Annotated in this window: 13 protein-coding genes; 3 read left to right on the plus strand and 10 right to left on the minus strand. The window is 53.2% G+C overall.

All coding sequences use genetic code 11. From position 1 onward, the window contains the following. Positions 1 to 3 precede the first annotated feature (3 nt). The 4 genes from motB to flhD form a co-directional block, all read right to left on the minus strand. Complete coding sequence (gene motB / locus ACOTX2_RS00795) at positions 4 to 933, minus strand: flagellar motor protein MotB (protein WP_022648511.1); 930 nt, start codon at positions 931 to 933, stop codon at positions 4 to 6. Further along, positions 930 to 1817: a flagellar motor stator protein MotA gene (gene motA, locus ACOTX2_RS00800; protein WP_003859696.1), complete on the minus strand. Its 888-nt coding sequence runs from the start codon at positions 1815 to 1817 to the stop codon at positions 930 to 932. The genes motB and motA overlap by 4 nt, the downstream gene beginning before the upstream one ends. Before the next feature lie 123 nt (positions 1818 to 1940). Further along, a complete protein-coding gene (gene flhC, locus ACOTX2_RS00805; protein WP_022648512.1) occupies positions 1941 to 2519 on the minus strand; it encodes a flagellar transcriptional regulator FlhC in 579 nt (192 codons plus the stop codon). A 2-nt stretch (positions 2520 to 2521) separates the two neighbouring features. Further along, positions 2522 to 2872: a flagellar transcriptional regulator FlhD gene (gene flhD / locus ACOTX2_RS00810; RefSeq protein WP_074136341.1), complete on the minus strand. Its 351-nt coding sequence runs from the start codon at positions 2870 to 2872 to the stop codon at positions 2522 to 2524. 796 nt (positions 2873 to 3668) lie between these two features. On the opposite strand from flhD, the gene uspC reads away from it, so the two are divergent. Beyond that, a complete protein-coding gene (uspC, locus tag ACOTX2_RS00815) occupies positions 3669 to 4097 on the plus strand; it encodes a universal stress protein UspC (RefSeq protein ID WP_022648513.1) in 429 nt (142 codons plus the stop codon). A 15-nt stretch (positions 4098 to 4112) separates the two neighbouring features. Here the strand turns inward: uspC and otsA are convergent, their stop codons facing one another. The 6 genes from otsA to ACOTX2_RS00845 all read right to left on the minus strand — a co-directional run bounded on the left by otsA (position 4113) and on the right by ACOTX2_RS00845 (position 10912). Beyond that, on the minus strand, positions 4113 to 5537 hold the full coding sequence (gene otsA / locus ACOTX2_RS00820) for an alpha,alpha-trehalose-phosphate synthase (protein ID WP_022648514.1): 1425 nt from the start codon (positions 5535 to 5537) through the stop codon (positions 4113 to 4115). Beyond that, entirely contained in the window at positions 5512 to 6315 is an 804-nt protein-coding gene (otsB, locus tag ACOTX2_RS00825) for a trehalose-phosphatase (protein ID WP_022648515.1), read from the minus strand. Before otsB ends, otsA begins: the two co-directional genes overlap by 26 nt. A 153-nt stretch (positions 6316 to 6468) precedes the next feature. Next, positions 6469 to 7449, minus strand: coding sequence for an arabinose ABC transporter permease AraH (gene araH, locus ACOTX2_RS00830; RefSeq protein ID WP_022648516.1), 981 nt, complete (start codon positions 7447 to 7449; stop codon positions 6469 to 6471). A gap of 14 nt (positions 7450 to 7463) precedes the next feature. Next, positions 7464 to 8978, minus strand: coding sequence for an L-arabinose ABC transporter ATP-binding protein AraG (gene araG, locus ACOTX2_RS00835; protein WP_023300465.1), 1515 nt, complete (start codon positions 8976 to 8978; stop codon positions 7464 to 7466). Positions 8979 to 9049: 71 nt separating this feature from the next. Continuing rightward, entirely contained in the window at positions 9050 to 10039 is a 990-nt protein-coding gene (gene araF, locus ACOTX2_RS00840; protein ID WP_023300466.1) for an arabinose ABC transporter substrate-binding protein AraF, read from the minus strand. A gap of 315 nt (positions 10040 to 10354) precedes the next feature. Beyond that, positions 10355 to 10912 carry a DJ-1/PfpI family protein gene (locus ACOTX2_RS00845; protein ID WP_045308667.1) on the minus strand — a complete coding sequence of 186 codons (558 nt, stop codon included), beginning with the start codon at positions 10910 to 10912 and terminating at the stop codon, positions 10355 to 10357. 504 nt (positions 10913 to 11416) lie between these two features. Between ACOTX2_RS00845 and ACOTX2_RS00850 the strand changes: the two genes are divergently transcribed. Together ACOTX2_RS00850 and ACOTX2_RS00855 are read left to right on the plus strand one after the other, a co-directional pair. Beyond that, a complete protein-coding gene (locus tag ACOTX2_RS00850; protein WP_022648520.1) occupies positions 11417 to 11920 on the plus strand; it encodes a non-heme ferritin-like protein in 504 nt (167 codons plus the stop codon). A gap of 577 nt (positions 11921 to 12497) precedes the next feature. After that, positions 12498 to 13841 (plus strand): anaerobic C4-dicarboxylate transporter, encoded by a 1344-nt coding sequence (locus ACOTX2_RS00855; protein ID WP_063147768.1) that lies wholly within the window; start codon positions 12498 to 12500, stop codon positions 13839 to 13841. Positions 13842 to 13883: the final 42 nt, after the last annotated feature.

Consider the following 13883-nt stretch of genomic DNA (forward strand, 5'->3'; position numbering starts at 1 on the left):
CTATCACCTCGGATTGGCTGGTGGCGATGTTGGAACGGCAGCCGAAGGGACGGCCCCAGGCTGTTTTAAATCGTCCAGTGACTCATTCTGACTTTCGGCGTTTTCATGCAGGATGGCCTGCTCCGCCTGCTGGTTCAGCACTAAAAGACTGATACGACGGTTGATGGCGTCATCCGGTCCGCGGTCGGTCAGGCGCATGGTTGCAGCCATGCCGACCACGCGCAGGACCTTGCCATCATCAAGCCCACCCGCCACCAGCTCGCGACGCGAGGCGTTGGCGCGATCGGCAGAAAGCTCCCAGTTGCTGTATCCCTTCTCTCCCGTGGCGTACGGGAAATCATCCGTGTGACCGGAGAGGCTAACGCGGTTCGGAATGCCGTTCAGCACCGGTGCAATCGCACGCAGAATATCGCGCATGTAGGGCTCCACGTCGGCACTGCCGGTTTTGAACATCGGTCGGTTCTGGCTGTCGATGATCTGAATACGCAACCCTTCCTGCACCAGATCAATTTTCAGATGCGGACGCAGCGCGCGCAGTTTAGGGTCCGCCTCAATCAGCTGATCCAGGTCACCGCGCAGTTTTTTCAGGCGCGCCTGCTCCATCCGTTTTTTCAGCTCGTCGATGTTAGGCTGTTTTTTCACTTCGCCCTGCTGCTGGGTGTAATCGTCACCGCCGCCGGGGATCGGGCTGTCGCTGTTCGATATGCGCGGCCCGCCGGTGACCGCCGTCGCCAGCGGCGTTCTGAAATATTCCGCAATCTGAATAAGCTCTTTCGGGCTGGAGATGGAGATCAGCCACATCACCAGAAAGAACGCCATCATGGCAGTCATAAAGTCGGCGTAAGCAATTTTCCACGAGCCGTGGGAACCGTGTCCGTGCCCCTTATGCTTGCGTTTTTTTACGATGACGATCGGATGGGACTGGTTTTTCATGCGTCCTCAGTTGTCGTCTGTTGGTTGGGGTTTTTCACCGCGCGCACGTGCTCTTCCAGTTCGATAAACGACGGACGTTCGCTGGAGTAGAGCGTCTTACGGCCAAATTCGACGGCGATCGGTGGCGCATAACCGTTGAGGTTTGAGAGCAGCGTAATTTTCACGCACTGCATCATTTTGGTGGTTTCAGCGCTCTTCTGGCGCAGCACGCTCGCCAGCGGGGAGATAAAGCCGTATGCCAGTAAAATACCGAGGAACGTCCCCACCATTGCGTGGGCAATCAGGGCGCCCAGTTCAGCCGCCGGGCGATCCGCCGAGGCCAGGGCATGAACGACGCCCATGACCGCCGCCACTATACCGAACGCCGGAAGCGAGTCGCCCACCAGCGCCAGGCTGTTGGCTGGCACTTCGGATTCGCTCTCGTGGGTTTCGATCTCTTCGTCCATCAGGGCTTCAATTTCGAAGGTGTTCATGTTGCCGCTGATGATCAGTCGCAGGTAATCGACGATAAAATCGAGCATCATCGCGTCAGCCAGAATACGCGGGTAGCTGGCGAAAATTTCGCTCTCTTTCGGGTTTTCAATGTCCCGCTCCAGCGAGAACATTCCTTGCTGACGTGACTTAGCCATCAGGCGATAGAGCAGCGCCAGAAGATCCATATACATGCTTTTGGTGTATTTCGAGCGACGAAACAGCAGCGGAATCGCCTTCAGCGTGCCCTTGATCGATTTACCGTTGTTACCAACGATAAAAGCCCCTACCCCTGCACCGCCGATGATGACAAGTTCAGCCGGTTGATAGAGTGCTCCAAGGTGCCCGCCGGTCATCATGTAACCGCCGAAAACTGTACCGAGAACTACCAGGTAACCTAATAAGATAAGCACGACATCATCCTTCCGCTAGTGACTATGGCAGGACGTTCATTTCGAGCGCGTGACCTGAACGCAGGGTAAAAAAAAGCAGCGGTAATCGCTTACCGCTGCTGGAATCTTGCCCACAGGTTCGGGTTAAACAGCGTGTTCGATCTGTTCATCCAGCAGTTGTGGAATAATATCGGCAGCATCCCGGGAAAGTTTACGTCTTTTTACGGCTCGGGATGGAGGCTGGCATAAACTACAGGCGAAGCTGCCCGCAGGCTGGTGCGCGTGGGTAATAAAATTGCCGTCACAGCAGTTGCAGCGCGACAATTCAAGCATTCCGCTTTCAACAAAACGCACCAGCGTCCATGCGCGGGTCAGCGCCAGCAGGGGTCCCTGTTCCTGCTGCGGGCATTGCTCAAGGTAAAGTTTGTAGGCTTTAATCACGGCATCCACGCCGCTGCATAAGCCCGTTTTAAGCAGGTACTGCCAGGCGTTACAGAACATGGAAGCATGGATGTTCTGCTCCCAGGTCATGAACCAGTCAGTCGAAAACGGCAGCATGCCTTTTGGCGGTGGGCTACCACGCAATTCTTTGTACAGCTTGATCAAACGACCACGGCTCAGTTGCGTCTCGCTTTCCAGCATTTGTAAACGCGCACCCAGCGTGATGAGTTCCATTGCCAGCTGGATATCACGGGCTTCCTGAACAATGCTTTTTTCGCTCATTGTTAAGCCCTTTTCTTCCGGGCTACGTCGTCAGGCTGGCTGATTTCGTTGAGCAGGCGGGTGGAGAGAAGAATACCGGTGTGGATCTGTTGCAGATCGTCCACGCGGGATTCCTGAGTCAGACGCGTAATGGTCTCCGGGTTATCGAAACGGAACTGGCAGACAAGCTGATTGGTTTCAGCCAGCTTGACCATCTGCGGAAGTGTTAATCCCCCCAGCATGGTTGCCATCTCTTCGTTAACACCCAGACGAAACATCGCTGACGGTTTGTCCTGACTAATCAAACGCTGCGCGAGCAATAAATACGACAAATTGATGTCGTAAATATGTTTTAGCAACTCGGATGTATGCATTTTTCCCATCCCGAATAACCAACTATTATTTTTATGCGGAAAGACCGCACCCCGTGATGTCGCCGGGAAATCACCCGGTATAAAAAGAAAAGGCCAAATGCATAGTTGAATTTAGGTTTGTACGTCGTAAAGCGCGTGACCGGTTAACATGGCCAAAATGTCGGTTACACATTTTATCTTTTCTTACAAATAACTAAGATTTTTCCTAATTCGACGCAAACTCTACTCGTCAGTTTTGACACATACAATGCAGCCCCCCCTGGAATTTAAAAAAAATGTGATCTGCGTCACATAATTTACGCGAATGTAACCCATAAATCCATCAGCGTGACTTGTAATTTGGGTGTTTTTTATCCAACCCAAGCTTGTTTATATTCTTCAGGAACGAATACTCATGCATCCGGACGGGGGAATTGGGTCTGGGAAATGTAAAGACAGGGCAAATCCGCATTGATCTGCTATGGGGAAAACTTCACGTTGAAACTACCATTAATTAATAAAGTAAAAACAGGAGGTTAACGCTGGCAACACAAAAATCAGTTTCGTTGCGTAACGATCTACGCCGGGTTGATGATGAGTTAAGGCGAGTTAACCACCCGGAAGGGAAAATGTGTAATTTACGTTAAGCTGTTAATTTTTTTCATTTAGGCCATCTTTTCAGTTATTCTTCTTATAAGAATAATTAATGAATAATTATGATAAGCTTCACACTAATGACGCATTCACCTCTTGCAGTAATGGCAGTTTCGCGGTAAAGCTGGGGAAACTTGTCATTCTGACATCAAAGGAGTGCGTGATGAGTTACTCCCATCTGCTTGTTTCAGTTGCTGTTTCTCCCGAAAGCCACCAGCTTGTCGCCCGAGCCGTATCCATCGCCCGCCCCGCCAATGCCCGCATCAGCTTGATCACGCTAGCTGCAGAACCCGAAATGTATAATCAGCTGGCTGCGCCGATGCTGGAAGATATACGTGAGGTATTGCAGGAGGAAACGCACCAATTCCTGCAAGAGTTGGTGGAGAGGGCAGACTATCCGATTCATCAGACCGTTATCGCGACCGGTGAATTAAGCGCGCATATACTCGACATCTGTCAGAAAGAGAATATTGACCTGGTTATTTGCGGAAATCATAACCAGAGTTTTTTTTCTCGTGCGGCATGCTCGGCAAAATCTATCGTTTCGTCAAGCCAGGTTGATGTCCTGCTGGTGCCTCTTGGGGGCAATTAATGCCCCCGGAGAAAATCAGGCGAGTTTAGGGAAGGTCGCGATCTTTTTTTGCAGATCACCTTCCTGACTTTGCGGCTGGATCGCGCGCAAATCGTCAATAAAACGCGCCTGCCAGCGGTTAATATCATTCTTCATGATGGTCTCCATCATTTCCGAATGGCGTGAAATACGTTCCGCAAGCGGCATAGTTAACGCACGGTTCAGGGCATTTGCCACGTCATCGCGATCGTAAGGGTTTACAATCAGCGCTGAGGTTAACTCGTTTGCCGCACCGGCAAATTGAGACAGCACCAGCACACCCGGGTCAGCAGGATCTTGTGCTGCAACATACTCTTTTGCCACCAGATTCATCCCGTCGCGTAGGGGCGTGACCAGCCCGACGTCCGCATAGCGGAACACTTTCATTAGAATTTTGCGCTCAAAGTGCTGATTCAAATAGAAAAGTGGTGTCCAGCCAAGCTGCCCGTAGCGCCCGTTGATGCGCCCTGCTTCGGTCTCAAGCTGGTGACGGATATCCTGATAGGCCTGAACCTCACCGCGTGAGGTCGGCGCTATCTGGGTATAACGAATCTTGCCGTGATGCTGCGGGAATTTTTCCAGCAGGGTTTCGTACGCGAGGAATCGCTCCGGCAACCCTTTGGAATAATCAAGTCGTTCAACCGAAAAGATATTCTTAACGTGCTTGAGTTCATCCTTAAGCTGGGCAAGCTTCGGAGGCAATGGACCGGAGGCCTGCTCGGCAATTTCGTCTGGCTCAATACCAATCGGGTAGACCTCGGTATGGAAATTACGTCCCCACGCGGTGTGAGATTTGCCGCCGTGAGTGACCAGTCGGGTTTTACCGGACACGCTGTCGAGGAAGGCCAGCCTGTCGTTTTCCGTCTGGAAACCGAGCAGGTCGTAATCGGACAGCGCCTCAAGGATCTCTTCATGCTGCGGCAGTGCCGTGAAAATCTCCGGCGTCGGGAAAGGAATGTGCAGGAAAAAACCGATTCGGTTATTCACACCACGTTTTCGCAGCTCTCTGGCGAAAGGCAGCAGATGGTAATCGTGGATCCATAAAATATCGTCTTCTTCGATCAGCGGCAGCAGTTTATCTGCCAGCAGCGCATTAACGCGCATATAGCCTTCATAGGATTCACGCTGGAATTTCACCAGATCCAGACGATAGTGAAACGCTGGCCACAGCACGGCGTTTGAGAACTCGGAATAATATTCATCATAGTCCTTCTCACTGAGGGCGAAGGAAGCCCACGTGATATTGCCCCGTGACACCTTTTTAAGCGGTTTCTCATCATTACTGATTTCCCCGCTCCAGCCAAACCAGAGACCACCCGCGGCTTTGAGGGCACCTAATACCCCGACCGCCAGGCCACCGGCACTGGCTTTTTTATCATCCGGCGGTGCGATGCGATTAGAGACGACGACTAAGCGACCCATAATGATTTCTCCCGTTGTTTTGCGCTATTTGTTGTTGTTGCTGGTTAGCGACATCAGATATCCACTGCCAGACGCTGGCGACGTTTTCCAGCCGCCATCCGGCAACGGTTTCACCCGGCCCTACCTTGACAGACATGCCACTGGCCTGGTTTACCACGCTGAACCCGGCCTCGTCGGTCAGGTCATCCCCAAAAAATACTGGCGTACGCCCTTTAAACGGCGCTTCCGCCATAAACGCTGCAATGGCAGCGCCTTTATTAATTCCTGCTGGTTTAATCTCGACCACACATTTACCGGGCTGTAACGCCAGCTCCGGATGGGCTTCCGCCACGCTTCTTGCTACCGAAAAGATCGCCGCCTCATGGTGAGGCGCCTGACGGTAGTGCAGCGCAAAGGCCATGCCTTTGGCTTCCAGTTCCGTACCGGGAAGCAGTTCCAGAGCAGAAGAGAGTTGCGCATGCAGCGCCTGAACCAGCGTATCGGGGAGTGAAACTATATGCAGTTGATCATGGATATCGCGGCGCTCCGCTCCGTGCACACCGGCCAGCGGAAAGTGATAAGGACTGGCGAGCACATCCAGCTCGGCCATTGAGCGCCCTGAAATCAATGCCAGTGCCCCCTCGTTCTGTCGGGAGAGCTGCTGCAAATTCTCTAACACCAGATCCGGTACAACGACGTCGTCAGGATGCGGTTCAATCCCGGCGAGCGTCCCGTCGAGGTCAAAAAAGAAAGCAAATTTTCCGGGCAGTACAGGCGGTGCGGTTAACAAGTCAGCCACCCTAATCCTCCTTACAGTGAACAAAACAGCCATGTAAGTATAGACAGTGTGACGGCGCTCGCCATTTAGCAACCGGCCCGTCAGCATAACTGGCGGGCCGGTCAGTCGGTCAACTATGGTTAATAGTTAAGCAGATAAGTGGCTAAAAATAAATCAGACGGTACGCTTAGCTTTTTGCTTGTAACGGTCGAAGATCACTGCTGCCAGCAGGATTAGGCCGCGTACGACGTACTGAGAGAACGGAGAAATATTAAGCAGGTTCATGGCGTTCTCCACGGTCCCCAGAATCAGGATCCCCGCCACCACATATGAGATTTTTCCGATGCCGCCCTTGAGGGATACGCCCCCCAATACGCAGGCTGAAATGACAATCAGCTCATAACCGATAGAGGTCATTGGCTGACCGCTGGTCATACGCGACGCCAGAATAATCCCCGCCGCTGCCGACACAAGCCCGGAAAGCACGAAGATAATGATCTTGGTCCGTACGACCGGGACACCCGCCAGACGCGCCGCTTCCTCGTTCCCGCCTATCGCCAGGGTATTACGACCAAAGGTGGTGCGGTTAAGCAGGAAACCAAACAGGATCAGACAGGCTACCGTCAGCCAGATAGGCGCAGGCAAGCCCAGCCAGTTGGCATAGCCCAGCGTAAAGAAGCGCTCGTCTTCAATCCCCACCGCCTTACCGTCGGAGATGATATAGGCCAGACCGCGCACGATTTGCATGGTCGCAAGCGTCGTGATCAGGGCGTTAATCTTCAGGCGCGCAATCACAAAGCCGTTCACCAGACCGCTCAGCACGCCGAGCATCAGCCCCGCCAGCACGCCGATCCACAGGCTTTCGGTCATATTGATCACCACGGCAGTGGTGACCCCGGCACAGGCAATCACCGAGGCGACCGACAGGTCAAAATCGCCGGAGGCCAGGCAGAATAGCATTCCGCAGGCCACCATGCCGGACATGGAGATGGCCAGCCCCAGCCCCTTCATGTTGATGAAGGTCGCGAAGTTTGGCACAAAAATCGCGCACGCAACGAACAGGGCGGCAAAAACCACCAACATGCCGTACTGGTCCCAGATGCGGCCAAAACTGAAAGCCGACTTCGGCGCTCCGGATGTAGTAACAGAGGACATCATTGACTCCTTACTCAGGCGACAGCCTGGCTAACTTTAGGCATGGCGAGACTCAACGCCTGTTGTTCATTCGCCTGTTCATGCAGCAATTCACCGGCAATTTCGCCTTCACGCATCACTACAATGCGGTCAGCGACGCCCAGCACCTCGGGCAGATCGCTGGAGGCGAACAGCACCGCCACGCCGCGTTTTGCCAGCTCATAGATGACGTTATAGATTTCGTGTTTCGCCCCCACGTCGATACCGCGCGTTGGTTCATCCAGCAAAATGACCTTCATGTCTTCCGACAGCCAGCGCCCCAGAATGGCTTTTTGCTGGTTGCCGCCGGACAAATTCATGATCAGCTGTTCAGCCCCGGGAGTTTTGATGTTCAGCGAACGGATATGGTGATCAGCGTTGCGCGCCTCCCAGCCGTCGTTAATCAGACATCCCGCGCGGATGAACTTGCGCCGGGCAGAGATGTTGATGTTGTCGCGCACCGAGTGCACTGGAATAATGCCTTCGGCCTTTCGATCCTCCGGACAGAGCATGATGCCCGCGTTAATCGCCTGCGCAGGCTTCTGTATATCGACCTTTTTACCGTCGACGAAGACCTGGCCCTGGGTAATGCGCGTACCGCCAAACAGCCCTTTCATCAGCTCGCTGCGCCCTGCCCCCACAAGGCCAAACAGCCCGACGATTTCGCCGCTGCGCACCGAGAGTGAAATAGGTGTGCGCACGCCTGGGGCTTTAACGCTATCCAGACGCAGACGCTCAGGGCCGTACTCGCGCGGCTTCCAGTGGTAAATATCCCCCAGATCGCGCCCGACCATCGCCTGCACCAGCTGGTCATGATTGACCTGCTGCATATCGGTGAAGGTGCGCACGTAGCGGCCATCCTTAAACACGGTGATGGCATCGCTTAAGGCAAAAATTTCTTCCATACGGTGGGAGACGTACAGAATGATGCGGCCCTCTTTGCGCAGCTCGCGGATCACGCGAAAGAGGTTTTCAATTTCACGCGCCGAGAGCGAGCTGGTTGGCTCGTCAAAAGCGATGATCTTGGCGTTACGCGCCAGCGCTTTGGCAATTTCCACCATCTGCCACTGGCCGATGGAGAGATACTTAAGGGGCGTTTGCGGATCGACATCCAGCCCAAGGTGCCTGAGCTGCAAGCCCGCTTCATAGTTGAGCAGCGAGCGGTTGACCACGCCGCTTTTATGCGGAAGCTGGCCCAGGTAGATGTTCTCCGCCACGGTCATTTCAGGAATGAGATGCAGCTCCTGATAGATGATGGCGACGCCCGCGTTTAACGCTGCCGTGGTATCGGCAAAGGCCACCTCTTCGCCGCGAATGGCCAGCGTGCCGGTGGTGGGCGTGTAGTTGCCGCTGAGAATTTTTAGCAGCGTGGATTTTCCCGCGCCGTTCTCCCCCATCAGGGCATGAACCTGACCGGCATAGCAGTCGAAGCTGATATCGGTCAGCGCGTTTACGCCGGGGAATGTTTTACCGATGCCGCGGAAAGAGAGATACGGATCAGACTGTTGCATAACGACTCCGTGATTCCTGTAGTGTGTACGTCAGGCCCCTCACGGCGTGTGAGGGGCGCAATCACAGCGTATTACTTACCGCCCAGTCCTTTTTTCGCCAGCTCCTCTTTGAAATTATCGCGGGTGATCAGCACCACATCGGTTACTTCGGTGAATTTCGGCGGCTCAACCCCCTTGGTCACCCAGTTGTAAAGCATTTCGCTGGATTTATAGCCGTGGACATCCGGGCTTGGCAGCAGAGAGCCGTAGAAGCCGGTCGCCTGCGCTTTAGACAGTTCGCTCACGGCGTCCACGCCGTTGATGCCGATCCCGATAATGTCCGGTGCTTTAAAGCCCTGGCCTTCCGTTGCACGCACGCCGCCCAGCACGGTGTTATCGTTCATCCCCACCACCAGCCAGTGTTTCACCTCCGGATGCTGGACGAGCATGGAGTTCGCCGCATCAAAGGCGCCCGGGATATCGTTGGATTTGGTCGGGACTTTGTAGATTTGTTTTTCCGGGAAGCCAGCCGCTTTTAGCGCGTCCATGGAGCCCGTGGTACGACGACGGGCGGTATCCAGCTCGTCAGCGGTAATCGCCATCACGGCGGTCTCTTTTACATCCCAGCCGCGTTTTTGCATCTCTTTATAGAGCTCCTGGCCCTGACGCTCGCCGATTTTGGTGGCCGCCATCATCACCAGCGGAACGGTATCCATCGGTTTGCCTTTGGCATTCACGAACTGATCGTCCACCGCAATCACTTTCATGTCATAACCGCGCGCTTTCGCGGCAATCGCTGAACCCAGCTTTGGATCCGGCGTACAGATAACGAAACCTTTCGCGCCGCTCGCCGCCAGGCTATCAATGGCGTTAAGCGTTTTCTCGCCGTCAGGTACGGCGATTTTAATTACCTCAAATCCCAAATCTTTTCCGGCTTTATCAGCAAATTTCCATTCGGTCTGGAACCACGGTTCTTCCGGCTGCTTAACCAGAAAGCCGAGCTTTAAATTTTCAGCGATAGCGGATTGTGACATAACGGCAGCCAGGCCGATGGCCGCCAGCGCTTTAGTAAATTTGTGCATGGTAAACTCCAGCTTTAGCATTCTTATCTGTAGGGAATAATGGCGAACAACTTATTTAATCGGACTTAAAACAAGGCATTAGCGCTTACCTCGTTATAAGCGTTATTGCTGGAGATAGTTTTAGCGGGAAATTAATCATCCATAAGAGAGCGACATCACACCGCAGAATTACAGTAATTGCGTACATAAATTCAGCGAAAAATGACATAAAAAAGGACGTAATTGTCCTACAAATGGAAAGGAGTTAAGCAGGATTATCCATAAGGTCAGCTAAGAAATCCCTGTAACCCGGACGCCTTAGCGTCCGGCAGAAAATTACCAGCGGTAATAGATGTGTTCAGCATGATCGCGCACGGGGGCATCGTCGCCCAACAGACGCGCAGAGAGCGTCAGCGCAAAGTCAAAAGCGTGCCCCAGCCCCTTGCCGCTGATGAGGTTGTTATCCTCCACCACCGGCGCATCCACATATACTCCATCATCAACGGTCTGCCACAGATCGCCGGAACAGACGTAGCGCCGCCCCTTCAGTAGCCCGTTTGCGCCCAGCACCCGCGCAGCCGCAGAGCAGATCGGGCAGATGAGTTTGCCGTGCTCGTCATGCGCGGAAACAAAGCGGATCACCTCCTGGTTAGCCGCAAGATTGATACTCCCCTGCGGCCCACCGGGTAACACGACCGCGTCATACAGCGTATTAATACGTTCCGTTAATGTACTGTCAGCCACCATGGGGATATTGTGGTAACTCACTACCGCACGGGACTCCGCGCAGGCCAGCGTTTCCACCTCAATCTGCAAGCGACGCAGGATATCAACTGTGATAATCGCTTCTGCTTCTTCAAAACCAGGTGCCAGCAGCACCGCAACTTTTGTCATCATAAACCTCTACGGGTGAAAAGATATAAAACATCGTTTCATTTTCCAGATTTGTTAGATAACAATCTTACGACGCGATCACAGAACCGTATATTATGTGAAAATTGATTTAGCTCAAATTTGCTACAGCAGGATATATTTGCAGTTATTATTTCTGATTTAACACTTTCACAGAATTTCCCGCCACAGAAGGTTTCCTGAAACGATAAAAATGGGAAGCACTGATTTTAATATCATTAAAATCATATAGATAAAAAATATTACATCTCGTCACCTGTTTTCTGTTCTGCGCTATATTTAAATTTGTAATGTATGGTAAACACAGCCCAACTAAGAGTTTTCTTAATTCCAAGAGAAGCGTATGCTTATTTAAATCGAACACAGGACGTGAATTTTCGAGTTTGTTTACCTTGCAGAAATCTTTTTCTGTTATTCAATCGTCAGTACCTGCCGGGTCAGGTTTCGTAGCGGACATCAAGTCCCACAGTCAATAAGGATATGAGTATGACTACCCAAACGATGATGCAAAAACTGAATGCCCAGATGAACCTGGAGTTTTATGCTTCAAATCTGCATCTGCATTTGAGCGCCTGGTGTTCCAGAAAAAGCCTCAACGGCACTGCCACCTTCTTTCGTACTCAGGCGCAAAGTAACGTCACGCACATGATGCGTGTCTTTAACTTTTTGAAAGCCATCGGCGCCAATCCCACAGTCAAAGAGCTTGAAACGATTGAAGATAATTACTCCTCTCTGGAGGAACTGTTCCAGAAAACGCTTGAAGAGTATGAGCAACGCTGTACAAAGCTGAACAAGCTGGCCGATGAAGCCAAAGCGCAACAGGACATCATTACCCTCAAGTTTTTACGTGATATGGACAGAGAGCAGCAGCAGGATGGCATGCTGCTGAAAACGCTCGCAGACGAAATCCGCAACGCGAAACGCGCGGGGATCTGTCTGGAGCAGACGGACCGCCATCTTCTCGACATAGCTACCGTGCAACACCACTAAGTCCCTTCACCCGCTCCCGTCAGGGCTGAGAGTTCCCCACAAAATAATGCCTGCACAGACGGCCCCCTCTCCCTTGAGGGAGAGGGCTGGGGTGAGGGGGAACATACGGCTCTGGTGGTCATTCCGTTCACTTTATGTTCCTTGCTACTCTGTCACGGCATAACCGGTGAACGTGCCAGGGTGGCTCAGTCGCCACCACCCTGGCGACCCGGGCTTCCGGCGGAAAATCGCCGCTTCGCGGTACCTTCGGCTTATTCCTTCCGGCTTATCGGGGACGGGCGGAGGTAACATCCCTGTAAAGCCCGCCCTCTCGGCGCATCCCTGCGCCTCGCCCCGGCCTACAGGAAACGCCTCAGCGATTTACAGCCGGACCGAGGCATCGCTGAAAGCCTTCAGTTATTCTGAAGGCAACGTTATCGCTTTTGCTTTCAAATTACTGGGGATCCCTCAGCCCGTCAGGGAGTGGGTGCCAACTCCCTGCTTTTGCTGACATTTAACAAATCAGATCTTGCTCCCAATGAATAACCACACATCGTGTAATGATTTGTTTAATTACATTCATTAACGAGGGAGCATCATGATCACCATTGAGTTTATTGTCATTATCCTCTGCCTGCTGGTAGGTACCCGCTTCGGCGGGATGGGCCTGGGGCTGATAAGCGGCATCGGCCTGTTTATTTTGAGTTTTGTCTTTGGTCTGCAACCCGGTAAACCGCCGGTTGACGTGATGCTCACGATCCTCGCCGTCATCGGCTGCGCGGCAACACTACAGACCGCCGGTGGCCTGAACGTGATGATGCAATTCGCAGAGCGCCTGCTGCGAAAACATCCCCAGCACATCACCCTTCTCGCGCCGTTTACCACCTGGATGTTGACCTTTCTCTGCGGGACCGGCCACGTCGTCTACACTATGTTTCCCATTATCGCGGATATCGCCCTGAAAAAAGGCATTCGCCCGGAACGGCCGATGGCGGTGGCCTCGGTGGCCTCACAGATGGCGATCACCGCCTCCCCCGTTTCCGTGGCCGTCGTTTCGCTGGTCTCAATTCTGGGTGCGCAGAACGGTATCGGCCACGCGTGGGGGATCCTCGAAATACTCGCCGTTTCCGTACCGGCCTCACTGTCAGGCGTCGCCATTGCGGCACTGTGGAGCCTGCGCCGGGGAAAAAACCTCGCAGACGATCCTGAATTTCAGGAAAAGCTGAAAGATCCGAAACAGCGGGAGTTTATCTATGGGGGAACGGAGACGTTGATGGATCAGCGTTTCCCTAAACAGGCCTACTGGTCAACGTGGATCTTCTTCGCCGGGATTGCCGTTGTGGTCCTGCTGGGTGCGTTGCCCGAGTTGCGTCCGGCGTTTGAGATCAAAGGCAAAATGACGGCCCTGTCGATGAACCTTGTCATTCAAATGATGATGCTTATTGCCGGGGCCATCATGCTGATGACCTGTAAGGTTAATGCGTCGGCCATTTCAAACGGAGCGGTATTTAAGGCGGGGATGGTCGCCATCTTCTCGGTGTTTGGCGTGGCATGGATGAGCGATACCTTTTTCCAGGCGCATCTCGACGAACTGAAAATGGCACTGGAGGGGGTAGTGAAGAGTCATCCCTGGACGTATGCCATCGTGTTGTTTCTGGTGTCGAAACTGGTCAACAGCCAGGCCGCGGCCTTAACCGCAGTCGCCCCGATGGGGTTGATGTTAGGCATCGATCCGAAAATGCTGGTGGCCTTCTTCCCGGCCTCCTACGGCTACTTTGTGCTGCCCACCTATCCGAGCGATCTGGCCTGTATTGGATTCGATCGCTCCGGCACCACCCGCATCGGTAAATTCATCATCAACCACAGCTTTATTCTGCCGGGCCTGATTGGCGTCAGCTGTGCCTGCGTGGTGAGCTATCTGCTGGTGCAGACGTTCTTTTGAACCTTCTGCGGGCGACAGACTCTGTCGCCCTTCGACGTAAAA

The organism is Enterobacter cloacae complex sp. IR5412, from assembly GCF_049237385.1.
Taxonomy (GTDB): Bacteria; Pseudomonadota; Gammaproteobacteria; order Enterobacterales; family Enterobacteriaceae; genus Enterobacter; species Enterobacter intestinihominis.

What these genes read in the sequence shown, in the direction of transcription:
- araF (WP_023300466.1), bottom strand. Translation starts at nt 10,039, where the DNA reads ATGCACAAATTTACTAAAGCGCTGGCGGCCATCGGCCTGGCTGCCGTT.
- uspC (WP_022648513.1), top strand. Translation starts at nt 3,669, where the DNA reads ATGAGTTACTCCCATCTGCTTGTTTCAGTTGCTGTTTCTCCCGAAAGC.
- araG (WP_023300465.1), bottom strand. Translation starts at nt 8,978, where the DNA reads ATGCAACAGTCTGATCCGTATCTCTCTTTCCGCGGCATCGGTAAAACA.
- araH (WP_022648516.1), bottom strand. Translation starts at nt 7,449, where the DNA reads ATGTCCTCTGTTACTACATCCGGAGCGCCGAAGTCGGCTTTCAGTTTT.
- ACOTX2_RS00855 (WP_063147768.1), top strand. Translation starts at nt 12,498, where the DNA reads ATGATCACCATTGAGTTTATTGTCATTATCCTCTGCCTGCTGGTAGGT.
- ACOTX2_RS00845 (WP_045308667.1), bottom strand. Translation starts at nt 10,912, where the DNA reads ATGACAAAAGTTGCGGTGCTGCTGGCACCTGGTTTTGAAGAAGCAGAA.
- flhC (WP_022648512.1), bottom strand. Translation starts at nt 2,519, where the DNA reads ATGAGCGAAAAAAGCATTGTTCAGGAAGCCCGTGATATCCAGCTGGCA.
- ACOTX2_RS00850 (WP_022648520.1), top strand. Translation starts at nt 11,417, where the DNA reads ATGACTACCCAAACGATGATGCAAAAACTGAATGCCCAGATGAACCTG.
- motB (WP_022648511.1), bottom strand. Translation starts at nt 933, where the DNA reads ATGAAAAACCAGTCCCATCCGATCGTCATCGTAAAAAAACGCAAGCAT.
- flhD (WP_074136341.1), bottom strand. Translation starts at nt 2,872, where the DNA reads ATGCATACATCCGAGTTGCTAAAACATATTTACGACATCAATTTGTCG.
- otsA (WP_022648514.1), bottom strand. Translation starts at nt 5,537, where the DNA reads ATGGGTCGCTTAGTCGTCGTCTCTAATCGCATCGCACCGCCGGATGAT.